General features: G+C 71.8%; 22 protein-coding genes. 9 read left to right on the top strand and 13 right to left on the bottom strand.

Going from position 1 to position 22,161, the window contains the following annotated elements:
• Positions 1-2: 2 nt before the first annotated feature.
• On the top strand, positions 3-2,312 hold the full coding sequence (locus AB0C66_RS34525; RefSeq protein ID WP_362448015.1) for an FtsX-like permease family protein: 2,310 nt from the start codon (positions 3-5) through the stop codon (positions 2,310-2,312).
• A gap of 281 nt (positions 2,313-2,593) precedes the next feature.
• Here the strand turns inward: AB0C66_RS34525 and AB0C66_RS34530 are convergent, their stop codons facing one another.
• The 3 genes from AB0C66_RS34530 to AB0C66_RS34540 are packed head-to-tail and all read right to left on the bottom strand — an operon-like array spanning position 2,594 to position 4,649.
• On the bottom strand, positions 2,594-3,559 hold the full coding sequence (locus AB0C66_RS34530) for a folate-binding protein (protein ID WP_362448018.1): 966 nt from the start codon (positions 3,557-3,559) through the stop codon (positions 2,594-2,596).
• A gap of 9 nt (positions 3,560-3,568) precedes the next feature.
• A complete protein-coding gene (locus AB0C66_RS34535; protein WP_362448021.1) occupies positions 3,569-4,054 on the bottom strand; it encodes a Fur family transcriptional regulator in 486 nt (161 codons plus the stop codon).
• A 31-nt stretch (positions 4,055-4,085) separates the two neighbouring features.
• Positions 4,086-4,649: an FABP family protein gene (locus AB0C66_RS34540; protein WP_362448024.1), complete on the bottom strand. Its 564-nt coding sequence runs from the start codon at positions 4,647-4,649 to the stop codon at positions 4,086-4,088.
• Positions 4,650-4,944: 295 nt separating this feature from the next.
• On the opposite strand from AB0C66_RS34540, the gene AB0C66_RS34545 reads away from it, so the two are divergent.
• The gene (locus AB0C66_RS34545) at positions 4,945-5,307 is read left to right on the top strand and encodes a DsrE family protein (protein WP_362448027.1); all 363 of its coding nucleotides are present in this window, start codon (positions 4,945-4,947) and stop codon (positions 5,305-5,307) included.
• Between the two features lie 37 nt (positions 5,308-5,344).
• Here the strand turns inward: AB0C66_RS34545 and AB0C66_RS34550 are convergent, their stop codons facing one another.
• The 7 genes from AB0C66_RS34550 to AB0C66_RS34580 form a co-directional block, all read right to left on the bottom strand.
• Positions 5,345-5,602 (bottom strand): DUF3099 domain-containing protein, encoded by a 258-nt coding sequence (locus AB0C66_RS34550; protein ID WP_176181506.1) that lies wholly within the window; start codon positions 5,600-5,602, stop codon positions 5,345-5,347.
• Positions 5,603-5,766: 164 nt separating this feature from the next.
• On the bottom strand, positions 5,767-6,054 hold the full coding sequence (locus tag AB0C66_RS34555; protein ID WP_006603933.1) for a DUF1416 domain-containing protein: 288 nt from the start codon (positions 6,052-6,054) through the stop codon (positions 5,767-5,769).
• Positions 6,055-6,089: 35 nt separating this feature from the next.
• The gene (locus AB0C66_RS34560; protein ID WP_362448031.1) at positions 6,090-6,929 is read right to left on the bottom strand and encodes a sulfurtransferase; all 840 of its coding nucleotides are present in this window, start codon (positions 6,927-6,929) and stop codon (positions 6,090-6,092) included.
• Between the two features lie 157 nt (positions 6,930-7,086).
• Complete coding sequence (locus AB0C66_RS34565; RefSeq protein ID WP_362448143.1) at positions 7,087-7,167, bottom strand: putative leader peptide; 81 nt, start codon at positions 7,165-7,167, stop codon at positions 7,087-7,089.
• Between the two features lie 209 nt (positions 7,168-7,376).
• On the bottom strand, positions 7,377-8,063 hold the full coding sequence (locus AB0C66_RS34570) for a DUF2993 domain-containing protein (protein ID WP_362448034.1): 687 nt from the start codon (positions 8,061-8,063) through the stop codon (positions 7,377-7,379).
• Between the two features lie 82 nt (positions 8,064-8,145).
• Positions 8,146-9,423 (bottom strand): hypothetical protein, encoded by a 1,278-nt coding sequence (locus tag AB0C66_RS34575; RefSeq protein ID WP_362448037.1) that lies wholly within the window; start codon positions 9,421-9,423, stop codon positions 8,146-8,148.
• Between the two features lie 10 nt (positions 9,424-9,433).
• Positions 9,434-9,712, bottom strand: a complete 279-nt coding sequence (locus AB0C66_RS34580; RefSeq protein ID WP_362448040.1) for a MoaD/ThiS family protein — start codon at positions 9,710-9,712, stop codon at positions 9,434-9,436.
• Positions 9,713-9,828: 116 nt separating this feature from the next.
• Here AB0C66_RS34580 and AB0C66_RS34585 point away from each other — a divergent pair, with 116 nt between their 5' ends.
• Together AB0C66_RS34585 and AB0C66_RS34590 are read left to right on the top strand one after the other, a co-directional pair.
• Positions 9,829-11,571 (top strand): ABC transporter ATP-binding protein, encoded by a 1,743-nt coding sequence (locus AB0C66_RS34585; protein WP_362448043.1) that lies wholly within the window; start codon positions 9,829-9,831, stop codon positions 11,569-11,571.
• Positions 11,572-11,644: 73 nt separating this feature from the next.
• Positions 11,645-13,612, top strand: coding sequence for an ABC transporter ATP-binding protein (locus AB0C66_RS34590; RefSeq protein WP_362448045.1), 1,968 nt, complete (start codon positions 11,645-11,647; stop codon positions 13,610-13,612).
• Positions 13,613-13,642: 30 nt separating this feature from the next.
• Here the strand turns inward: AB0C66_RS34590 and AB0C66_RS34595 are convergent, their stop codons facing one another.
• On the bottom strand, positions 13,643-14,560 hold the full coding sequence (locus tag AB0C66_RS34595; RefSeq protein ID WP_362448048.1) for an alpha/beta fold hydrolase: 918 nt from the start codon (positions 14,558-14,560) through the stop codon (positions 13,643-13,645).
• A gap of 204 nt (positions 14,561-14,764) precedes the next feature.
• Between AB0C66_RS34595 and AB0C66_RS34600 the strand changes: the two genes are divergently transcribed.
• The 5 genes from AB0C66_RS34600 (at position 14,765) to AB0C66_RS34620 (ending at position 20,200) form a co-directional block, all read left to right on the top strand.
• A complete protein-coding gene (locus AB0C66_RS34600; RefSeq protein WP_362448051.1) occupies positions 14,765-15,583 on the top strand; it encodes a response regulator transcription factor in 819 nt (272 codons plus the stop codon).
• A gap of 24 nt (positions 15,584-15,607) precedes the next feature.
• Positions 15,608-16,627, top strand: coding sequence for a LacI family DNA-binding transcriptional regulator (locus tag AB0C66_RS34605; protein ID WP_362448054.1), 1,020 nt, complete (start codon positions 15,608-15,610; stop codon positions 16,625-16,627).
• 114 nt (positions 16,628-16,741) lie between these two features.
• Entirely contained in the window at positions 16,742-17,881 is a 1,140-nt protein-coding gene (locus AB0C66_RS34610; RefSeq protein ID WP_362448057.1) for a trypsin-like peptidase domain-containing protein, read from the top strand.
• A gap of 151 nt (positions 17,882-18,032) precedes the next feature.
• Positions 18,033-18,770: a response regulator transcription factor gene (locus AB0C66_RS34615; protein WP_362448060.1), complete on the top strand. Its 738-nt coding sequence runs from the start codon at positions 18,033-18,035 to the stop codon at positions 18,768-18,770.
• Entirely contained in the window at positions 18,767-20,200 is a 1,434-nt protein-coding gene (locus AB0C66_RS34620; protein ID WP_362448062.1) for a HAMP domain-containing sensor histidine kinase, read from the top strand. Before AB0C66_RS34615 ends, AB0C66_RS34620 begins: the two co-directional genes overlap by 4 nt.
• A 51-nt stretch (positions 20,201-20,251) precedes the next feature.
• Here the strand turns inward: AB0C66_RS34620 and AB0C66_RS34625 are convergent, their stop codons facing one another.
• Both AB0C66_RS34625 and AB0C66_RS34630 read right to left on the bottom strand, forming a co-directional pair.
• Positions 20,252-21,700: a DUF2993 domain-containing protein gene (locus AB0C66_RS34625; protein WP_362448065.1), complete on the bottom strand. Its 1,449-nt coding sequence runs from the start codon at positions 21,698-21,700 to the stop codon at positions 20,252-20,254.
• A gap of 69 nt (positions 21,701-21,769) precedes the next feature.
• A complete protein-coding gene (locus AB0C66_RS34630) occupies positions 21,770-22,030 on the bottom strand; it encodes an RNA-binding protein (RefSeq protein WP_362448068.1) in 261 nt (86 codons plus the stop codon).
• Positions 22,031-22,161: the final 131 nt, after the last annotated feature.

A 22,161-nucleotide genomic window follows, 5' to 3' on the forward strand; every position in this document is an offset into this window, starting at 1 on the left:
CGGTGCGGGCCACCCTGCGCTGGGCACACGCCGATCTGCGCGCACACCGCGGCGCGGCCCTGTTCACCGTGCTCGCCACCGCCGGGATCATCGTCTCGCTGCTGCTGGCGAGCGCGTTCTTCGCCTATGCGGCCAACCCCTGGCAGCGGGTCTTCACCCAGTCCTCCGGCGCCCATGTGTGGATCCACACCGAGGCCACGGCCGACGCCGCGTCACTGGCCGAGCTGGACGGGGTCGCGGCCGCCTCCGGGCCCTTCCGCACCGCCCGGGCCACCCTCGAGCACGGCGGCGCCCGCGCCTCCCTGGAGCTGCGCGCCGCCGGGTCCGAGGAGCCGGAGACCGCCCGTCCGCTGATCACCGGCGGCCGCTGGCTCTCCTCGGACGCGCGCGACGGCATCGTGCTGGAGAGCTCCCTCGCCCACGCCCTGTGGGCCGAGCCGGGGGACACGCTCACCGTCCGTGCCCCCGGCGGAAAGCCCCGTACGCTGCGGGTCGCGGGGGTCGCGGAGACCGCGGAACCCCGCTACGACCCCGGTGAGACCCCGGGTGTCGGCTGGGTGCTGCCCGCCGCCCTCGGCTCGGTCGAAACGCGTCCCGACCACCTCGGCCAGGCCATCGGGCTGCGGTTGCAGGACCCGACGGACACCGACTACGCGGTACAGCGGGCGGTCACCGAACTCGGCTCCGACCAGGTCACCGGGGTCTCGCTGTGGCAGCGGGCGCGCGCCGAGGCGGTGGGCGACGACCGGCTGCTGGGCCAGCTGCTCGGCCTGTTCGGACTGGGCGCGCTGCTGGCCGCGGCGCTCGCGGTGGGCGGTGCGATCACCACCCGGGTCCGCGGCCATCTGCGGGACATCTCGGTGCTCAAGGCGATCGGCTTCGCCCCCGGCCAGGTCGTGCGCATGTTCCTGGTCCAGCATCTGGGTCTGTCCCTGCTGGGTGTGGTCTGCGGGGCGCTCCTCGCCGAGGTGCTGGGCCCGCATCTGCCCGGCCGGATCGGTGAGGCGGTGGCGCTGTGGCAGGCGCTCCCGGAGCACCACTGGGCTCCGTTCGCCATCATGGGCGGCGCCGTCGTCTTCATCGCCGTCGCCACCTGTCTGGCCGCCTGGCGTGCGGGCCGGGTGCCGCCGGTGCCCGTCGCCCGCGCCGCCATCGACCCCGGGCGCCGGATGTCCGGCACCACCCGGCGGGCGCTCGGTATGCGGCTGCCGCCCGCGCTGGTGCTCGGCTGGCGCGGTGCCTTCCACCGCCCGGTGCGCTCGCTCGCGGCCATCGGACGGCTCGCCCTGCCGCTGCTGCTGATCACGGTCGCCGTCGGCACCCTGACCACTCTCGGCCGGTTCGAGAGCCACCCCGAGAAGATCGGGCTGGCCGCCCCGCTCACCGCCCGCGGCGAGGGACTGTCCGACGCCCGGATCCGCGCCCTGCTCGGCAAGGATCCCGAGGTCACCGCCGTCTACCCGGGCACCGAGACCGAGGCGCTGGTCCCCGGGCAGACCGGGACGATCACCCTCCAGGGCCTCGGCACCGACCGCCACCCCTACCCGTTCTCCGTCGCCGAGGGGCGGCCCGCCCGCGGCCAGGACGAGGCGGTGGCCGGACAGGGCCTGCTGGACCTGCTCGATGTGAAGGTCGGCGACTGGGTCCGGATGACGGTCGGCGGAAGCCCCCAGGTGCTCCATATCGTCGGGCGGAGCATAGAGCCGGAGCAGGGCGGCCGGGTGATCTCCACCTCGGTCGACACCCTCCGCGAACGCGATCCCCGGCTCGAACCGGACTTCTACCACCTGGCCCTGCGCCCCGGCGCCCGCCCCGAGGCGGTCAGCGCCTCCCTGGCCGACACCTCGCACGGCCGTCTGGAGGTGCGGGAGATCCCCAACCCGGCAGACCGGCTCTCCGCCGTCCGCGGGGTGACCCTCGGGCTGATCGCGGTGCTCGGGCTGATCGGCCTGGCCGAGCTGTCGACGACGATCGGCGCGGCGGTGCGCGACCGCCGCCGCGATCTGCTCGCGCTCCGGGCGATCGGACTGACCCCGCGCCAGATCGCCGCGGTGATCGTGGTCGGCACGGGGTTCACCGCCCTGGCCGCGGCCCTGGCCGGGACGGTGATCGGGACGTTCGCCTCCGGCTGGATGATCGACCTCCAGGGCCGCAGCAGCGGGATGGGCGCGGGGATCGCCGAGGCCCCACCGCTGGGGGTGCTGCTGCTGATCGGCGCCGCGGCGGTGGCCGGCGCGGTCGCCGCGGCCGCCCTCCCCGCCGCCCGAGCCGCCCGCAGCCGCCTGGCAGACACCGCCACCGACCTCCTCTGACCCCGCCCCACAGGGACGCGCCCCGCAGGGGCGCGGGGAACGGCGCGACCGGCCACAAACGCACCCGCAGTCGCGAACGCCACCGCCCGCACCCCGCCCGGAGCGCCAACGGCTGAGCCTCGCCGCCGGGGGTGCGCCCCGCAGGGGGGCGGGGAACGGCGCGACCGGCCACAAACGCACCCGCAGCCGTGAACGCCACCGCCCGCACCCCGCCCGGAGCGCACCCCGCCACGACGCACAACGCCCCCGCACAACGCCATCGCGCAGCACCGCGCGGAGCGCTACGGCTCGACGACAACCTCCTGCGCCGCCGCCGTCGTATCCGCCAACAACTCCGCGTCCACCGGAACATTCCGCTTCACCAGCGCCAGCGCAATCGGCCCCAGTTCGTGATGGCGGGCCGAAGAGGTGATGAAGCCCAGCTGACGGCCCTCCTCGCCATCCGCGGCCAGCCGTATGGGCGCGCCATGACCGGGCAGCTTCACCTCGCTGCCGTCGAGGTGGAGAAAGACCAGCCGACGCGGCGGTTTGCCCAGGTTGTGCACCCGGGCCACCGTCTCCTGGCCCCGGTAGCAGCCCTTCTCCAGGTGGACCGCGGTGCCGATCCAGCCCAGCTCGTGCGGGATGGTGCGGTGGTCGGTCTCCAGGCCCAGCCGGGGCCGGTGCGCCTCGACCCGCAGCGCCTCGTACGCCAGCACACCCACCGGCGGACCGGCGGCCCCGGCGAAGGACTCCAGCCGCTCGCGCGGCAGGAACAGGTCGCGGCCGTGCGCGGCCTCCCGGACCACGGTGTCCTCGGGGGCCTCGGTGATGCTCCCGGCCGGGAGGTGGACCACCGCGTACTCCCCGGTGCGGTCGGCGATCTCGACCCGGTAGAAGAACTTCATGCTCTCCAGGTACGCGATCAGATCGCCCTGACTTCCGGGTTCCACATGGGCCCAGGTGGTCTCACCGTCGTCGACGAGATAGAGCGCGTGCTCGATATGGCCGTGCGCGGAGAGGATCAGGGCCTCGGTGGCCTGACCGGCGGGGAGTTCCTGGACGTGCTGGGTGAGCAGCAGATGGAGCCAGCTCAGCCGGTCGGCGCCGGTGACCGTGACCACCCCGCGGTGCGAGAGGTCCACAAAACCGGAACCGTCGGCGAGCGCGCGCTGCTCGCGGAACAGGTCGCCGTAGTGGGCGGCGACGCCTTCGTCGGGGCCCTCGCCGGGGACGGCGCCGGGCAGCGACAGCAAAGGGCTTTTCATGAGCTCAGCCTACGACTTGGCCGCTCGGCCCTGGGCGGAGTCGTCGGAGCCCTGGCCGGCCCGCTGCGGCGCGCCCTGCCCGGCGGTGCAGTCGGCGCACCGGCCGAAGATCGCGAAGTGCTTCATATCGGTGTCGAAACCGAACTCGCTCCGCAGCCGCCGGGTGAACGCCTCGGCCACCGAGACATCGGCCTCGATCACATTGGTGCAGTCCCGGCACACCATATGGATGTGGTGGTGCCGGTCGGCCAGGTGGTACGTGGGGGCGCCGTGCCCCAGATGGGCATGGCTGACCAGGCCCAGCTCCTCGAGCAGCTCCAGGGTGCGGTACACCGTGGAGATATTGACCCCGCTCGCGGTACGGCGCACCTCGGTGAGGATCTCGTCCGGAGTGGCGTGCTCCAGGTGGTCGACGGCCTCCAGGACAAGCTGCCGCTGCGGGGTCAGCCGGTAGCCGCGCTCCCGCAGATCGGTCTTCCAGTCGGTGGTCGCCACGAAGCCAGTGTAGGCGGGGCCCGCCGGAGGCTCAGCGGAAGAAGGCGATCCCGTCGTCCGGCAGGTCCTTGAGGTCCTTGGCCCATTCCCGCGGGTCGACGACCTTCTTCAGGTGCGCCGACATATACGGCCGCAGCTCGACCTCGGGGGTGGCCTTCTCGCCGACCCACATCAGATCGCTGTTGACATAGCCGTAGAGCCGCTTGCCGCCCGCGTAGGGTCCGGCGGCGGCGGTGCGCGCCACGGCGTCGGTGGCCAGGTCGATCTGCGGTTTGCCGTCGGCCAGCTCGCCGTACCAGATCTCGACGACGCCCTGGTCGCGGCACATCACGACCTCGACCTTGCGGTTCTCGTCGATCCGCCAGTAACCGCTCTCGGACTCCAGCGGGCGGACCTTCTTGCCCTCGGAGTCCAGCACCCAGGTGTGCGAGACGTACTCGATGAAGTCGCGCCCGTCGTGGGTGAAGGTCGCCTCCTGGCCGAAGTTGCACTTCTCGGCGCCCGGGAAGTCCGAGACACCGGCCCCTTCCCAGTTGCCCAGGAGGAAGGCGAGCGGCACCAGGCCGGGGTGGAGGTCGGAGGGAATCTCGATCATGGGCTCAGGCGATCTGTCGAGGGCGGTCGGTGGTGGCGGTGTGGGGAGCGCGGATCACCGCTGGCCCTGGAACAGCTTCTTCCAGGTGAGTGCGCAGAAGCCAAGGGTGGCGACGGCGACCAGGATCATCAGCGTGGTGAAGACTGCCTCAAGCACGAGCGCGCTCCTCGAACGGCGTGTGTCCCCCGGCTCCGCGGGCGGCGGAGGGCCGGTGGAACGGTTGACGGACCGCGCCCGAGTCTAGTCGGCGGTCCGGCGGGCGGCGTCGCGAGGCCCCGAGCCTAGGCTTGGGCACATGGCGAAGAAGCTGGTGATCAAGGTGACGGCGGGCGCGGACGCGCCCGAGAGGTGCTCCCAGGCGTTCACGGTGGCGGCGGTGGCCGTGGCGAGCGGAGTGGAGGTCTCGCTGTGGCTGACCGGTGAGTCCGCCTGGTTCGCGCTCCCGGGGCGGGCGGCGGAGTTCGAGCTGCCGCATGCGGCACCGCTGCCCGAGCTGATCGAGGGGGTCCTCGCGGGCGGCACCCTCACGGTGTGCACCCAGTGCGCGGCCCGGCGTGAGATCGAGGAGAAGGACCTGATCGAGGGGGCGCGGATCGCGGGCTCCCAGGTCTTCGTGAGCGAGATCATGAAGGACGGCGTCCAGGCGCTCGTCTACTGAGCTCAGGAGATCCGGCCCGTCAGCGGCTCGGCAGCGGTCAGTGGCGGTGGTTGTGCTCGTCCAGCTCCCGCCACCACCGGTCGGACTCCTCGTCCCCCGACTCGTCCCACCAGCGGTCGTCCGGACCCCGCCGGTTGGCGACGATGGCCGCGAACGGGGGGATCACCATGGCGACGATGCACATCACGACGGCCGCCGGGACCGACCACAGGCGCACGAAGGCCCACGCCGAGATGAAGAGCGTCAGACACGCGCCCATCAGGAAGAAATATGCGTGGCGACGTCGCGCGTACATGTAGCCAGGATACGTCCGGGGGCGCGGCGGGGGCGGGTCGAGGACCGGATCCGCGGGGGCGGTCCCCGGACCGGTCCCCGGACGGACGGAAGGGCCGTACCCCGCCGAGGCGTCCAACCCCGGGGTACGGCCCTCCCGCCGTGCGCATGACGCGCGGTGTGGCGTCAGACGGCGATGGCGACCTCCGCCAGACCGCCCTTCTGGGCGACGACCGTGCGGTCCGCGGTACCACCGGGGACCAGGGCGCGCAGCGTCCAGGTGCCCTCGGCGGCGTAGAAGCGGAACTGTCCGGTCGCGGAGGTGGGGACCTCGGCGGTGAACTCGCCGGTGCTGTCCAGGAGGCGGACGTAGCCGGTCACCGGCTCGCCGTCACGGGTCACCGACCCCTGGATCGTGGTCTCACCGGGCTTGATCGTCGAGGCGTCGGGACCGCCGGCCTGGGCTCCACACATGGATGTCTGTCCTTACGTCGGGGGGAGGGAGGGGGTCAGCTGTTGGCGCCGAGCTCGATCGGCACGCCGACGAGGGAGCCGTACTCGGTCCAGGAGCCGTCGTAGTTCTTGACGTTGGTCTGGCCGAGCAGCTCGTGCAGGACGAACCAGGTGTGGGCCGAGCGCTCACCGATGCGGCAGTAGGCGATGGTGTCCTTGGACAGGTCCACGCCCTCGCCCTCGTAGAGCTCCTTCAGCTGCGCGTCGGACTTGAAGGTGCCGTCGTCGTTGGCCGACTTGGACCACGGGATGTTGCGCGCGGTCGGGACGTGGCCCGGACGCTGCGACTGCTCCTGCGGCAGGTGGGCCGGGGCGAGCAGCTTGCCGGAGAACTCGTCGGGGGAGCGGACGTCCACCAGGTTCAGCGAGCCGATGGCGTCGACGACATCGTCGCGGAAGGCGCGGATCGAGGCGTCCTGCGGCTTGGCCTTGTACTGGGTGGCCGGACGGGACGGCACCTCGGCGACGAGGTCGCGGGAGTCCAGCTCCCACTTCTTGCGGCCGCCGTCGAGGAGCTTCACGTCCTGGTGGCCGTAGAGCTTGAAGTACCAGTAGGCGTAGGACGCGAACCAGTTGTTGTTGCCGCCGTAGAGGACGACCGTGTCGTCGTTGGCGATGCCCTTGTCGGACAGCAGCTTCTCGAAACCGGCCTGGTCGACGAAGTCACGGCGCACCGGGTCCTGGAGGTCCTGCTTCCAGTCGATCCGGATGGCGTTGGTGATGTGGTTCTTGTCGTAGGCCGAGGTGTCCTCGTCGACCTCGACGATGACCACCTTGGGGTCATCGATCCGGGCCTGTACCCAGTCGGCGTCCACCAGGACGTCACTGCGGCTCATATGTCTCTCCTCCGGGGCAGTTGCGGCGGTAGCGATACGCTCGGACGGCGCGAGGCGGGCTCGGTTGCGAGCGTACGAGCGGAGTGCGGGAAGATCCGGCTGACGGGCCGAGGAGGGCGGGCCGGGGACGTCTCGTCGGCGGCCACGCGTCCTCGTCTCAGACGGCGTGACAGAGCATGGCGGCGACGCGGCACAGGTCGACTGCCCGCCGCTTCGTGAGATCCGCCTGTCGCTTCATGCGTCCGATCGTAGGGACGGACCGGTGGGCGTGTCACCGGCGTGTCGAATCGTGAGACGAGATTGTCCACGATTCGGGATTAAGGGTCGGAGCGCGTCCGGGCGGGGCCGTCGCGGGGCCCTGTGGCGGCTGTGAGCTGGTGTCGCGGAGGAGGCCGTCTCACTGCCTGGACCGGCGGTCCGCGGGCGAGGGCGGCCGTGCGGTGCCGCTCAGCCCGTCAGTGCGACATTCGTCCCGGCGACCGAGACCTCCATACCGTCCTTGTCGGTCTTCACCGTCTCCAGCCGCATCCCGGTCGGCAGCCCCTCCACCTTGCGCTCCATATCGGTGCGCTCCCGGACCTTCTCCTCCCAGCGCGGGACGGAGCCGCCGGGGATGGACTCGGCGTGCAGCTTGATGGTGTCCCCGTTGACCACGGTGATGCGGGAGCGCGCGGTGAGGGAGAGGCCCAGCAGACTGCCGGTGATCTTGACCTGGTTCTTGGCCGACGGGTCGTAGCCGACCGTGACCCCCGGGCCCGCGGCGCGCGACAGGTCCGCGTAGCTGATGTGGGCCGTACCGGTGGCGCGCTCCGCGGTGGCGGACGAGAAGTTGCCCGAGATGGCCACCGTGTGGAGCTGGGCCTCGAGTTCGGCGACCCGGACGCTGCGCCCGTTGCCCGCGTCCGTCGTCAGCCCCTCCATGCTGATGTCGACCTCGTCCAGCTCCTTGCCCGCGATCTGGGTCAGGAACGGGAAGCCCTTGATCGAGACATCGGGCGTACCGGACAGCCCCTGGGAGCTCTGGATCTTGTCCGCGGCCTTGGACTCGGCGATGCTCACCGCGATGCGGTCCGCGGCGACGAAGAGACCGCCGAGTATCACGACGACGATCAGTGTGATGCGTAGTGCGCGCATGTGCTGTGGGCCCCCTGGCTCTGATCAGGCGCTCGCCTGAGGTTGTGAGCCTAACCGGAGCGGCGAGCCAGGGGCTCGAACATCAGACCAGTGCGCGCCCGATCACATAGACGACCGGTGCGGCGGCCGCCAGCGGCAGGGCCACCCCGGCGGTCATATGGACAAAGCGGGACGGGTAGTCGTAGCTCGCCACCCGGTGGCCGATCAGCGCGCACACCCCGGCCGCCAGACCCAGCACCGCGGCGTCCGTGGTGCCGGTGCCGGTGAGCTGTCCGGCCCCGGCGCCCGCGCCCGCGGCGGCGACCAGCGCCACCACCACGGATACGGCGATCGGCAGCGGCACCGCGCGCACCAGCACGGCTCCCGCCACCCCGGCCGCGCCCACCACCACGGCGTCGGTGGACTCGGCGGCCGTGGCCAGGTATCCGGCCGCGATCACGGCGAGCGCGGTGGAGGCCACGGTGGCGGTCAGCCCGTACATCCGCTCGTCCGGCCCGCTGTGGCTGCGCAGCTGGAGCACGAGCACCAGCAGCAGCCAGACGCCGAGCGTGCCGATGATCACCGTCGGGGCGTGCACCCGCTCGGTGGCGAGCAGTCCGGCGGTCGCGGCCAGCCCGCCCGCGTAGGCGAGCGCGATGCCCTGCCGGGCGGGCCACATGCCGTTCAGGCGGAACCAGCCCGCCGCGGTGACCGCCTGGAGCAGCGCCACCACGACGGCGACCGCGGGGCGGCCCAGCGAGGCGGCCCCGGCGAGGGCCGCCGCGATGGCGGAGGTCAGGACGGCCGGGACCGGACCCGGGTGGAGGATCTGCGGACGGCCCTCGGCCCGGGCCTTCTCGGCGGCGGTGAGCGGCCGCGACTCCTCCTCGGGGGCGGCGGGCGCGGCGGTGGCCGGATGCTCCGGACCGGCCGGGTCCGCCGTGGCCGCCGGGGCGGCGGCGGGTCCCTGGGGGCCGTGCGCCGCGAACGCGGCGGCCGGCTGCGGCTGGTGGTGCTGCTGGGGCTGCTGCTGGTCCCAGCCGGGGGTGTACGACTGCTGGGGGTGGCCCTGCTGCTGATGCCCCGGCGGCGCGGCGGCGTACGGGTCCGGATACGCCTGCGGGTGCTGGCCGTAACCCTGGTGCTGGCCGTGCTGGCCCCACTGGCCGTCGTATCCCTGGCCCTGGCCCTGCTGCGGCTGCGGCTGCTGCCCGGCCTGGTCGTACCCGCCCTGGTCGTACCCGGTCTGGTCGTAACCGCCCTGGCCGTAGCCGCCGTACGGATCGGCCGGCGGCTGCTGTCCCCCGTACGGCGTCGTCGGGGACCCGTACGGACCATGGGGCTCATACGGGTTCTGCGGGTTGTGCGGCTGGTTGCTCATGACCTCGGGGTCACCCTCCTGCGAACGGCGGGAGCACCTCGACCGTGCCGCCCTCGGCCAGTTGGATCGTCGTGTGGTCGCGGGTGCCGACGGGCGTGCCGTCGACCAGGAAGGCGCAGCGGAGCAGCACCCGCGCGAACTCCGGGCGCGTGGTGTGCCGCCGCCGGGCCGCGTCGAGCGCCTCGGCCAGCGTCGCCGCCGCGTACGGCTCCTCCGACGTACCGGCCGCCGCGCGGGCCGCGGCCCAGTACCGGATGGTGCCGGCGGGCGGCGCGTTCTTCATCGCCATCGCGATCCCTTCCCGTCTACCGCCTCCATGATGACGGGTGCGGGCACCGGTCCGGGACCAACGGCCGCCCAGGAAATAAGAGGCCCGCTGTCGGCCCCCTCGCTTACTGTTTCGGTGTGCTGGTCCGACTCATACGGGCGTATCTCAGGCCCCACACCCGAACGATCGCGCTGATCGTGCTGTTGCAACTGGTGCAGACGCTGGCGACGCTCTACCTCCCCGCGCTCAACGCCGACATCATCGACGGCGGAGTGGTGAAGGGGGACAGCGGCTACATCCTGCGCATCGGCGGTCTCATGATCGCCGTCACGCTGGTACAGATCGTGTGCGCCATCGGCGCCGTCTACTTCAGCGCCCGCACCGCCATGGCGCTCGGCCGGGATGTGCGGGCCGCGGTCTTCGACCGGGTGCAGTCCTTCTCCTCCCGTGAGATGGGCCACTTCGGGGCGCCCTCGCTGATCACCCGGACCACCAACGACGTCCAGCAGGTGCAGATGCTGTGCCTGATGGCCTTCACCCTGATGGTCTCGGCGCCGATCATGTGCATCGGCGGCGTGATCATGGCGCTCAACCAGGACGTTCCGCTCTCCGCGCTGCTGCTGCTGATCGTCCCGGTGCTCGGGGTCATCGTCAGCCTGATCATCCGCAGGATGCGCCCGCTGTTCCGCGGCGTCCAGGAGCGCATCGACACCGTCAACCGGGTGCTGCGCGAGCAGATCACCGGGATCCGGGTCATCCGCGCCTTCGTCCGCGACTCCCATGAGCGCGACCGCTTCACCGGGGCCAACAGCGCCCTGATGGACGTCTCGCTGCGCGCCGGGCGGCTGATGGCGCTGATGTTCCCCGCGGTGATGCTCGTGGTGAACGTCTCCAGCGTGGCCGTGGTCTGGTTCGGCGGACACCGTATCGACAGCGGCGGGATGCAGATCGGCGCGCTGACCGCGTTCATCAGCTATCTGATGCAGATTCTGATGTCGGTCATGATGGCCACCTTCATGTTCATGATGGTGCCGCGCGCCGAGGTCTGCGCCGAGCGCGTCCAGGAGGTGCTGGACACCCGGACCAGCGTGGTTCCGCCGCTGGTGCCCGTCGCGCCCGCGCCCACCGGTGGCGGACGCGGGCTGCTGGAGCTGCGCGGTGTGGAGTTCCGCTATCCCGGCGCCGAGGAGCCCGTGCTCCGCGAGATCTCGCTGATCGCCCGGCCCGGCCGCACCACCGCCGTGATCGGCTCCACCGGCAGCGGGAAGTCCACCCTCCTCGGGCTGGTGCCCCGGCTGTTCGACGCGACCGACGGCAGCGTCCATATCGACGGCGTCGACGTGCGTGACCTGGACACCACGGTGATGTCGCGGTCCGTGGGGCTCGTCCCGCAGAAGCCGTACCTCTTCTCCGGCACGGTCGCCTCCAACCTGCGCTACGGCAAGCCGGACGCCACCGACGAGGAGCTGTGGCAGGCCCTGGAGACCGCCCAGGCCCGGGACTTCGTGGAGGCCATGGAGGGCGGGCTCGACGCGCCCGTCGCCCAGGGCGGCTCCAATGTCTCCGGCGGCCAGCGGCAGCGGCTGGCCATCGCCCGCGCCCTGGTCCGCAAGCCCTCGGTCTACCTCTTCGACGACTCCTTCTCGGCGCTCGACTACGCCACCGACGCCCGGCTGCGGGCGGCGCTGGTGGACGAGACGCGGGAGGCGACCGTCGTCATCGTCGCCCAGCGGGTTTCCACCATCCGCGGCGCCGACCAGATCGTGGTCCTCGACGCCGGGCGCGTGGTGGGCACCGGCACCCATACCGAGCTGATGGCGCAGAACGAGACCTACCGCGAGATCGTGCTCTCCCAGCTCACCGAGCAGGAAGCCGCGTGAGCGGCCCGGCGCGCCCCTCGCGCCGTAGCTTCTGCCTTCCGTCGTTTCCGCACGCGCATCCCAAGGACCGCCCATGAGTACCCCGGCGCCTCGCAGGGGCCCGGCACCCGCCGCCGGGCCCGCCCGCTTCATGGGCGGCCAGCCCACCGAGCGGTCCATGGACTTCCGCGGCTCCGGCCGGCGGCTGCTGGGCAGGCTGCGCCCCGAGCGCGCGATGGTGCTGGTCGTGCTCGCCCTGTGCGCGGTCAGCGTCGCGCTGTCGGTGCTGGGGCCGCTGATCCTCGGCAGGGCGACCGATCTGATCTTCGCGGGCATCGTCGGGCGCGAGCTGCCCGACGGCGTCACCAAGGGGGAGGCGGTCGAGCGGCTGCGCCGGGACGGCCAGGACACGGTGGCCGACATGGTCGCGTCCATGGACGTCCACCCCGGCCAGGGCATCGACTTCGGCGCGGTCGGCGATGTGCTGCTGTGGGTGCTGGCGATCTATGTGGTCGCCTCGCTGCTGGGTCTGGTCCAGGCGCGGGTGGCCACGGTGGTGGTCCAGCGGGTGGTCTTCCGGCTGCGCGAGGACGTCGAACACAAGCTGGCGCGGCTGCCGTTGTCGTACTTCGACCGCCAGCCGCGCGGTGAGGTGCTCTCCCGCGCCACCAACGACATCGACAACGTCCAGCAGACGCTCCAGCAGACCCTCAGCCAGATCATGGCCTCGCTGCTGACGATCGTCGGGGTGCTGGCGATGATGTTCTGGATCTCACCGCTGCTGGCGCTGGTGGCGCTGCTGACGGTCCCGGTGTCGGTGGTGGTCGCCACCAAGATCGGCAAGCGGGCGCAGCCGCAGTTCGTCAGCCAGTGGAAGACCACGGGCAAGCTCAACGCCCATATCGAGGAGATGTACACCGGTCACTCGCTGGTGAAGGTCTTCGGGCGGGAGAAGGAGTCCGCGGAGCTGTTCCGCGAGCAGAACGACAAGCTGTACGAGGCGGGCTTCCGGGCCCAGTTCATCTCCGGGCTGATCCAGCCCGCGATGATGTTCATCGGCAACCTCAACTATGTGCTGGTCGCGGTCGTCGGCGGGCTGCGGGTGGCCAGCGGCGCCCTGTCGATCGGCGATGTCCAGGCGTTCGTGCAGTACTCCCGGCAGTTCAGCCAGCCGCTGACCCAGGTGGCCTCGATGGCCAATCTGGTGCAGTCCGGGGTGGCGTCGGCCGAGCGCGTCTTCGAGCTGCTGGACGCCGAGGAGCAGAGCCCGGACCCCGAGGCGGCGCCGCGGCCGGGGACCGTGGACGGATCGGTGCGCGGCCGGGTGGAGTTCGAGGAGGTCGCCTTCCGCTACCAGCCGGACAAGCCGCTGATCGACGGTCTCTCGCTGTCCGTACGGCCCGGCCAGACCGTGGCCATCGTCGGGCCGACCGGCGCCGGAAAGACCACCCTGGTCAATCTGCTGATGCGGTTCTACGAGGTCAGCGGCGGGCGGATCACCCTGGACGGGGTGGACATCGCCGCGATGTCGCGCGAGGAACTGCGCACCGACATCGGCATGGTGCTCCAGGACACCTGGCTGTTCGGCGGCACGATCGCGGAGAACATCGCGTACGGCGCGGAGGGCGCGAGCTTCGAGCGGATCGTGGCGGCGGCGAAGGCCACCTATGTGGACCGCTTTGTCCGGACCCTGCCCGACGGCTATGACACGGTGATCGACGAGGAGGGCTCCAACGTCAGCGTCGGTGAGAAACAGCTGATCACCATCGCCCGCGCGTTTCTCTCGGAGCCGTCGATCCTGGTGCTCGACGAGGCGACCAGCTCGGTGGACACCCGCACCGAGGTGCTGATCCAGCGGGCGATGGCCTCGCTGCGGACGGGCCGGACCAGCTTTGTCATCGCCCACCGGCTGTCCACCATCCGCGACGCCGACGTCATCCTGGTGATGGAGGACGGCCGGATCGTGGAACAGGGCACCCATGACGCGCTGCTCGCGGCGCAGGGCGCGTACGCCCGGCTGTACACGGCGCAGTTCGCGGAGGCGGCGGTCGAGGCGGAGTAGGCGGGGAGCCCGCGCGTGAGGGGGCGGCTCTCAGGTGTGAGCCCGCGCCCAGCCCGCCACCCGCTCCAGCAGTCCGTCCGGCGCGGCGGTCTCCGCGTGGCCGAACCCCGGCTCGATCCACAGCTCTGTGGACGACGGATCGGCCGCGCCCGCCAGCATCCGCGGATGGTCGAGCGGGAAGTACGGATCCTGGTCACCGTGCACGATCAGCAGCGGGACCGGCGCGATCAGCGGTACCGCGGCCACCGGCGGCAGCGGTTCGGGGTCCCAGCCGCGGCCGTCGATCCGGGTGCGCAGACCGTAGCGGGAGACCAGCCGTCCGGCGGGGCGGGTGATCGCCCAGTGCACCCGTCGCATCGGGGCGGTCCCCCGGTAGTACCAGCGGGCGGGGGCGCTCACCGAGACCACCGCATCGGCGCGCGCGTCCATGCGCCCCTCGCGCCCGATTCCCACGGACGGCTGATTTTCGCCGTCTGATCCGTCTGATCCGTCTGATCCGTCTGATCCGTCTGATCCATCCGATCCGTACAGCGCGGCATGCCGGAGCACCACCGAGCCGCCCATCGAGAAGCCGACCGTGGCGACCCGCCGATGGCCGAGCCGTCGCGCCCAGCGGACCGCCGCGGCCAGGTCCAGCACCTCCCGGTCGCCCACCGTGGACCGCCCGCCGGACCGGCCGTGGCCCCGGAAGGAGAAGGTGATCACGGCCGTGTGCTGGGCGAACGCCCTGGCCACCCGCCGCAGCGCCGGACGCTCCAGGGCACCGGTGAAGCCGTGCGCGACCACCAGCGCGAGGCTGTCCGAAGGCGCCGCGGCAGGCGGCGGGGACGGTTCGTAACGGGCCTCGATCGGCACCCCGTCGGCCGTCACCAGGGTGGCCCTGCGGTCGCGCGCAGTGACCGACGGCACGGAACGACGAGCAGATCGGGCCTCTCCACCGGGTGTCATGTGCGTTATTCTGCTGGGGAGAGGATCCGGGCAGCGTTGCCCCCGGGTCCTTTTGTGCTTTCAGGGGCACGGTGTGCGCTTCGGCGGGCACAAGCTCCAGGGGCGCGGAGGTGCCCCTCTCGCAAGGGACCGAGGAGGAACCGAGGTAATGGGCGAGCGAAGCGTGCTCCATGTCAGAACCGTGACCGAGGCGGGTGGTGGACGATGAGTTCCCTCCTGCTGCTGACCAACGCACTCCAGCCCTCGACGGAGGTGCTCCCCGCCCTCGGCCTCCTGCTGCACAGCGTGCGGGTCGCCCCCGCGGAGGGCCCGGCCCTGGTGGACACCCCGGGCGCCGACGTCATCCTGATCGACGGCCGCCGTGAGCTGCCGCAGGTGCGCAGCCTGTGCCAGCTGCTGCGGTCCACCGGCCCCGGCTGCCCGCTGGTCCTGGTGGTGACCGAGGGCGGTCTCGCCGCCGTCACCGCGGACTGGGGCGTCGATGACGTCCTGCTGGACACCGCGGGCCCGGCCGAGGTGGAGGCCCGGCTGCGGCTGGCCATGGGCCGCCAGCAGATCACCACCGACGACAGCCCGATGGAGATCCGCAACGGCGATCTCTCGGTCGACGAGGCCACCTACAGCGCCAAGCTCAAGGGCCGTGTGCTCGATCTCACATTCAAGGAGTTCGAGCTGCTGAAGTACCTCGCCCAGCACCCCGGCCGCGTCTTCACCCGCGCCCAGCTGCTCCAAGAGGTCTGGGGCTACGACTATTTCGGCGGCACCCGCACCGTGGACGTCCATGTCCGTCGGCTGCGCGCCAAGCTGGGCCCGGAGCACGAGTCCCTGATCGGGACCGTGCGGAACGTGGGTTACCGGTTCGTCGCGCCCGAGAAGGTCGAGCGCGCCGCCGAGGAGGCCAGGGCCAAGGCGTCCGCGGCGGACACCGGCCGCGGCGACCGTCCCGGTATCGACCACGGGAGCCGTCAGGACGGTGCGCGTCCCGCGGCGAAAGCGGGTGGCGCACGACCGGCCAATACCTAGCTGGACCCGCGTAGACTGCCGCGCGTGGCCAAGGTGACGCGGGATGATGTGGCAAGACTGGCGGGGACCTCGACCGCGGTCGTCAGCTACGTCATCAATAACGGACCAAGGCCGGTCGCCCCGGCCACGCGCGAGCGGGTGCTTGCCGCGATCAAGGAGCTCGGCTATCGGCCGGACCGGGTCGCGCAGGCGATGGCGAGCCGCCGGACCGACCTGATAGGGCTGATCGTCCCGGACGCCCGGCAGCCGTTCTTCGCGGAGATGGCGCACGCCGTCGAGCAGGCGGCCGCCGACCGCGGAAAGATGGTCCTGGTCGGCAACTCGGACTACCTCGACGACCGCGAAGTGCACTATCTGCGTGCCTTCCTGGGGATGCGGGTCTCCGGGCTGATCCTCATCAGCCAGGGCCCCAGCGAGAACGCGGCCGCGGAGATCGAGGCGTGGGACGCCCGGGTGGTGCTGCTCCATGAGCGCCCCGAGGCGATCGACGACGTGGCCGTGGTGCTGGACGACGTCGGTGGCGCCCAGCTGGCGGTGCGCCATCTGCTCGAGCACGGCCATGAGTACGTGGCCTGCCTCGGCGGCACCGAGATAACCCCCACCGTCGGCGACCCGGTGACCGACCATGTCGAGGGCTGGCGACGGGCCATGCGGGAGGCGGGGCGGTCCACCGAGGGACGGCTCTTCCACGCCCCGTACAACCGCTACGACGCCTACCAGGTCGCCCTGGAGCTGCTGGCCGGACCCGACCGGCCCCCGGCGATCTTCTGCGCCACCGACGACCAGGCGTTCGGCGTGCTGCGAGCGGCACGCGAGCTGCGGATCGACGTCCCCGGGCAGCTGGCCGTCGCGGGCTTCGACGATGTGAAGGAAGCCGGGCTCACCGATCCGCCGCTGACCACGGTCGGCTCCGACCGCCCGGCGATGGCGCGGGCCTCGGTGGATCTGGTGCTGGACGACGGCGTACGGAACGGTTCGCGCCGGGAGCGGGTCAAGCAGTTCCCGTCGGCGCTGGTGATCCGGCGCTCCTGCGGCTGCGGCTGAGAACCGCGCCATCCGCGGGGCGCGGGGCGGCCCTTATCCCGGGCATACCGGTTTCTGCCGGGCTTCTCAGCGGCTCCTCACGCTGCTCTCATACTGCCGCGACACCGTCGGACCATGACGGAAAGTACGCGCCACAGCCGCGACGACGAGCCCCAGCCCTTCTCCTACGGCGGTACGCCGGGCCACCCGGCGCCGCCTCCGTACCAGCCCGCGCAGCCGGTGATCACACCGTCCGGGGCCACCGTCTGGCCGGGCGGACCGGGCGGACCGGGCGGACCGGGCGGACCGGGCGGGGCGAGAGGCGCGGGTGGTGCGGACGGTGGGGCGGGCACCGTCGCCTTCGCGGACGGGCCGCGGTCCGGCGGCCATCGCGGCCGGCGCCGCGCACCGCGCTCCCTCGCGCTGATCGCGGCGGTGGCGGTGGCCTCCGCACTGGTCGGCGGCGGGGCGTCGGCCCTGGCCGTCCGGGCCATGGACAAGCCCGCCGCCGAGATCTCCACCCCGGTCGTCAACGCCGACTCCCGCGGCGACAGCGGCGTCTCGGCGGTGGCGGCGGCGGTGAGCCCGAGCATCGTCGAGATCAAGGCCACCTCGGCCAGCGGCAAGTCCACCGGTTCCGGTGTGGTGCTCAGCCGCGACGGCGAGATCATCACCAACAACCATGTGATCTCCGGCGCCGACTCGATCCAGGTGTCCTTCAGCGACGGCAGCACCAAGAGCGCGTCGGTCGTCGGCACCGACAGCGGCAAGGACCTGGCGCTGATCAAGGTGAAGGGTGCCAGTGGGCTCAAGCCCGCGACCCTCGGCGACTCCAGTCAGGTCCAGGTGGGCGACCAGGTGGTGGCCATCGGCTCGCCCGAGGGGCTGACCGGCACCGTCACCAGCGGTATCGTCTCCGCCCTCGACCGCAAGGTCACCGTCTCCACGGAGCAGGACCAGGGGCAGGGCCAGGGGCGGGAAGGCGGCCGGTGGCCCTTCGAGTTCGGCGGCGGTCAGTACAACGGCGACGTCGGCTCCTCCACCACGTCCTACAAGGCCATCCAGACCGATGCCTCGCTCAACCCCGGCAACTCCGGCGGTGCCCTGATCAATATGAAGGGCCAGGTGATCGGCATCAACTCGGCGATGTACTCCTCGGCTTCGGAGCGCGCCTCCGGCGGCGGCGCGGGCAGCGTCGGCCTGGGCTTCTCGATCCCGGTCAACACCCTCAAGGCCGATCTCGACACCCTGCGCGACGGCGGCGCCGACTCCTGAGCCACCGCGTCCGCGGCGCCCGGCGTGCGAGGCTGGCAGCGATGCCCGACACCGTCCGGGGAGGCGGCCCCGCCACCGTCCGGCGCGGCGGCCCCGCCACCGTCCGGCGCGGCGCCCACCGCCCCACCGTCATCTGTGAGGAAACCGGCCCATGACCCCCGCCGACCACGGCGATCAGCCCGCCCGCATCCTGATCGTCGACGACGAGCCGGCCGTCCGCGAAGCGCTGCGCCGCAGCCTGGTCTTCGAGGGCTATACGACCGAGACCGCCGTCGACGGCCTGGACGCGCTGGACAAGGCCGGGAGCTGGCAGCCCGAGCTGATCGTGCTCGATGTGCTGATGCCCCGGATGGACGGGCTGACCGCGGCCCGGCGGCTGCGCGCGTCCGGGGTGACCGTACCGGTGCTGATGCTCACCGCCCGGGACACCGTCGGCGACCGGGTCACCGGGCTGGACGCGGGCGCCGACGACTACCTCGTCAAACCCTTCGAACTCGATGAGCTGCTCGCCCGTATCCGCGCCCTGCTGCGCCGCAGCTCCTACGCGGCGGCGCACGAGGCGGTGGCCGAGGACGACGCGCTCGCCTTCGGCGATCTGCGGATGGACCTGGCGACCCGCGAGGTGACGCGCGGCGGGCGCCGGGTCGAGCTGACCCGGACCGAGTTCACCCTGCTGGAGATGTTCCTCGCCCACCCCCGCCAGGTGCTCACCCGGGAACAGATCCTCAAGGCGGTGTGGGGCTTCGACTTCGAGCCCTCGTCCAACTCGCTCGATGTGTACGTCATGTATCTGCGCCGCAAGACGGAGGCGGGCGGTGAACCGCGGCTGGTGCACACCGTCCGCGGAGTGGGTTACGTACTGCGCCCGGCGGACGGCGATCCCTCGTGACCGGCGACGGCCCGCTGCGCTCCCGGCTGCCGCTGCGCTCCCGGCTGGCGCTGCTGACCGCGGTCGCGGTGGCGGTCGCGGTGGCGCTGTCCGCGTTCGCCTGCTGGTTCGTCACCCGGGAGCAGCTGACCGGCGCGCTGGACGACAAGCTCCACGATGTCTCCGGGGTCTATGTCCGCGATCTGGTGGAGGCGCAGAACACCTGCTCGTCCCAGTCCCAGCCGGGTGCCGGATCCCGGCCCGGCGCCTCCGACGTGCAGCTCGTCACGCCCGGCGGTGACCGGTGCGTGGCCCGTGGCTCCCGCGCGGTCAAGGTGACCGGGGACGATATCGCGGTGGCCCGGGGGCGGCTGAACGACGTCACCCACGACAGTACGACGGCCGAGGGCACCCGGATGCGGGTGTACACCTTCGTCACCTCCCCACAGGACGGCATCCCCTCGATGACCGTCTCCGTCTCCCGCCCGCTGAGCGAGGTCACCGAACCGCTGAACACCCTCGCCCTGGTGATGCTGCTGGTCGCGGGCGGCGGGGTGCTGGGCGCCGGGGTGGCGGGGCTGTGGATCGCCCGGACCGGGCTGAAACCGGTGGACCGGCTGGCGGAGGCGGTCGAGCATGTGGCCCGCACCGAGGACCTGGCGGTACGGATCCCCGCCGAGGGCGATGACGAGATCGCCCGGCTGTCCCGGTCCTTCAACGGGATGGCCGCCGCCCTCGCCTCCTCCCGCGACCGCCAGCGGCAGCTGATCGCGGACGCCGGTCATGAGCTGCGCACCCCGCTCACCTCGCTGCGCACCAATGTGGAACTGCTGGTGCGCAGTGAGGAGACCGGCCGCCCGCTGCCGCCCGCCGACCGCGACGCGCTGATGGCCAGCGTCAAGGCCCAGGTGACCGAGCTGGCCGCGCTGATCGGCGATCTCCAGGAGCTGGCCCGGCCGGACGCGCTGCCCGGCAGCGGACCGCCCCAGGTGGTCGCCCTGCACGAGGTGGCGCTGACCGCCGTGGAGCGGGCCCGGCTGCGCGGCGTGGGGCTGACCGTCGACGCCGCGCTGGACCCCTGGTACGTCCGCGGGGAACCGGCGGCCCTGGAACGGGCGCTGGTCAACCTGCTCGACAACGCGGTGAAGTTCAGCCCTTCGGGTGGTGTGGTCGATGTCGCGCTCAGAAGGGGAGAGCTGACCGTACGGGACCGGGGGCCCGGCATCGCGGAGGATGAACTGCCGCATGTCTTCGAGCGGTTCTGGCGATCCCCGTCCGCCCGCAGTCTGCCCGGCTCCGGTCTGGGACTGTCCATCGTGGCCCGCGCCGTCCAGCAGGCCGGTGGCGAGGTCGGGCTGCGGCCCGCGGAGGGCGGCGGCACCGTCGCCTGGATCCGGTTCCCGGGGGCGCCCACGGCCCCGCCCGGAGAGGCGGGGCCGACGGGGGCCTAGGTCGTGTCGTCCGGATCTTTCGCGGGTCCGCGACGATCCGAACGACACGACCTAGCGGTGGGTCCTGCCCAGATGCAGATCGGTGCCGACCAGGTCGGCCACGATGCCGTCCGGCCGCACCCTGATGTTCTGGATGTGGACGCCCTTGGCCTTCTTCGGCATCTGGAAGGAGAGCGACAGCTTCTCCGACAGCTCCGGTACCTTCAGCTTGGTCAGCGCGGAGGCCACCACCGGGTTGATCCCCAGCTTCTTGACCAGCTGGGGGTGGTCGGCCACCAGGTCGACGAAGTTGACCTTCATCAGCGCCGGGATGAACTTCCGCGACTTGGTGATCCGCTCCACCCGCTCGTTCTGCGGCAGTGACCGGCTCGAGGACTCCGGCTCCAGCCCGAGCTGCCGCGCCACCGACCCCACTGTCAGCAGCGCCTTGGCCTTCTCGGCGTCCCGGCTGATCCGCTCCGCGGTCTTGCGGTGCAGCTGAAGTCCCTCATGGCGGCCGGGGCGATAGGTGGCGACTCCGGGCATGTCCAGCCGCATCCCGCTGACGCTCGTGGAGATCCCCCGGTCGCCGTCGCGCCGGATCTGCGCCATGGCGTGCATCGTCACCTGCTGTCCGGCGACCGGCAGTTTGCCGTCGGCGCGTACCGACTCGGGACCGATGGCCCGGAACTGCACCTGGGAGGCGCCCAGTTCGCGGTTGAGGTCCTCGAACGCCAGCAGCACATCGCCGTTCATCTGGCCCGCCACGGCGCCGTGGATGGAGCTGGGCAGACTCCCGGTGAGCCGGACGTCCTTGGCCTTCGCGCTCACCTCGGCGAGCGACACCCGGTCGGCCGCGACATCGGGCACCGTGACGTCGACCTCGTCCAGGCGCTTGTCCCACACCTGGGTGAGGAACGGGAAGCCGTGGATCGTCACATTCGGCGCGGTGGCCAGCCCCATCTTCTGCTGGAGCTGACCCTCGGCCTTCTTCTCCGCGTACATCAGGGCACAGCGGTCGGCCAGCAGCAGCAGCGCGGTGGCCACCAGGGCGCCGATCACCAGCTTGGCCGCGATCGGCACGGCCGCGAAGCGGTTGCGTGCGCGCCGGGAGCGGCGGCGGTGGTTGGGCGGCGTCCACGGCTCGTCCTCGGCGCCCTCGCCGTCGGCGCCGTCCTCGTCATCGTCCTTGAGCCCGAGACCGAGCGGGTCGTCCGGGTCGTAAGGGTCGGCCAGCTCGGCCAGTTCGTCATACGGGTTGCTGTACGCGGAGGGGTCGGGGCCGCCCCGCGGAGCGCCCGGCGCCGGGTGGTCCGCACCGCTCTGCGGCCATGCGTGGACGTCGTCGTACGTGGGGTCGTACGAGGCGTCATGCGTGGGGTCGTCGTACCCGGTGTCGTACGCCGTGTCATACCCGGCGTCGTAACCGGCGAGGTACGCCGTGTCGTTCGGATCCGTGCTGGTTACACCGTTGTGAGAGTTTCGCGGACGCGGTGGAGATATGCGTGTGGGGGATCGCATCGGAACATCCCACCACGGCACACTGCCCCACTCGCAAGTCCTAGCGGCGATACGTGGCGAACGGCACGCTCACCGTCCACCGCGCGAGACGGAACGCGCCTCGGTCACCGTCACCGCCCGCCCGTTCATCTCTTCTCCGTCGAGCTGGGCCATCGCCTTCTCGGCGACCACGTCGTCCATCTCCACGAAGCCGAACCCGCGGGAGCGGCCGCTCTCCCGGTCGGTGATGACGGTGGCGTCGAGCACCTCGCCGATCTGCCCGAACAGGGTCTCCAGGTCGTCCTTCGTCACCTGGTAGCTCAGGTTGCCCACATGCAGTCGCTTCGACATGACCGGCTCTCCTCATTCTGGGTGAAGCGAATCGGTGCAATGCTCTCAACTCCCCACACTTCAGGCATTACGGGTGGGCCGAACCGGTCATGCCCCGGTCCTCACCCGGCCCGGCCGGGGCGGGGCGACCT

The organism is Streptomyces sp. NPDC048636 (assembly GCF_040650655.1).
Classification (GTDB): Bacteria; Actinomycetota; Actinomycetes; order Streptomycetales; family Streptomycetaceae; genus Streptomyces.

What these genes read in the sequence shown, in the direction of transcription:
- AB0C66_RS34625 (WP_362448065.1), bottom strand. Translation starts at nt 21,700, where the DNA reads ATGCGATCCCCCACACGCATATCTCCACCGCGTCCGCGAAACTCTCAC.
- AB0C66_RS34530 (WP_362448018.1), bottom strand. Translation starts at nt 3,559, where the DNA reads ATGAAAAGCCCTTTGCTGTCGCTGCCCGGCGCCGTCCCCGGCGAGGGC.
- AB0C66_RS34545 (WP_362448027.1), top strand. Translation starts at nt 4,945, where the DNA reads ATGGCGAAGAAGCTGGTGATCAAGGTGACGGCGGGCGCGGACGCGCCC.
- AB0C66_RS34580 (WP_362448040.1), bottom strand. Translation starts at nt 9,712, where the DNA reads ATGGCGATGAAGAACGCGCCGCCCGCCGGCACCATCCGGTACTGGGCC.
- AB0C66_RS34560 (WP_362448031.1), bottom strand. Translation starts at nt 6,929, where the DNA reads ATGAGCCGCAGTGACGTCCTGGTGGACGCCGACTGGGTACAGGCCCGG.
- AB0C66_RS34540 (WP_362448024.1), bottom strand. Translation starts at nt 4,649, where the DNA reads ATGATCGAGATTCCCTCCGACCTCCACCCCGGCCTGGTGCCGCTCGCC.
- AB0C66_RS34600 (WP_362448051.1), top strand. Translation starts at nt 14,765, where the DNA reads ATGAGTTCCCTCCTGCTGCTGACCAACGCACTCCAGCCCTCGACGGAG.
- AB0C66_RS34615 (WP_362448060.1), top strand. Translation starts at nt 18,033, where the DNA reads ATGACCCCCGCCGACCACGGCGATCAGCCCGCCCGCATCCTGATCGTC.
- AB0C66_RS34575 (WP_362448037.1), bottom strand. Translation starts at nt 9,423, where the DNA reads ATGAGCAACCAGCCGCACAACCCGCAGAACCCGTATGAGCCCCATGGT.
- AB0C66_RS34565 (WP_362448143.1), bottom strand. Translation starts at nt 7,167, where the DNA reads ATGAAGCGACAGGCGGATCTCACGAAGCGGCGGGCAGTCGACCTGTGC.
- AB0C66_RS34595 (WP_362448048.1), bottom strand. Translation starts at nt 14,560, where the DNA reads ATGACACCCGGTGGAGAGGCCCGATCTGCTCGTCGTTCCGTGCCGTCG.
- AB0C66_RS34610 (WP_362448057.1), top strand. Translation starts at nt 16,742, where the DNA reads ATGACGGAAAGTACGCGCCACAGCCGCGACGACGAGCCCCAGCCCTTC.
- AB0C66_RS34555 (WP_006603933.1), bottom strand. Translation starts at nt 6,054, where the DNA reads ATGTGTGGAGCCCAGGCCGGCGGTCCCGACGCCTCGACGATCAAGCCC.
- AB0C66_RS34570 (WP_362448034.1), bottom strand. Translation starts at nt 8,063, where the DNA reads ATGCGCGCACTACGCATCACACTGATCGTCGTCGTGATACTCGGCGGT.
- AB0C66_RS34590 (WP_362448045.1), top strand. Translation starts at nt 11,645, where the DNA reads ATGAGTACCCCGGCGCCTCGCAGGGGCCCGGCACCCGCCGCCGGGCCC.
- AB0C66_RS34630 (WP_362448068.1), bottom strand. Translation starts at nt 22,030, where the DNA reads ATGTCGAAGCGACTGCATGTGGGCAACCTGAGCTACCAGGTGACGAAG.
- AB0C66_RS34550 (WP_176181506.1), bottom strand. Translation starts at nt 5,602, where the DNA reads ATGTACGCGCGACGTCGCCACGCATATTTCTTCCTGATGGGCGCGTGT.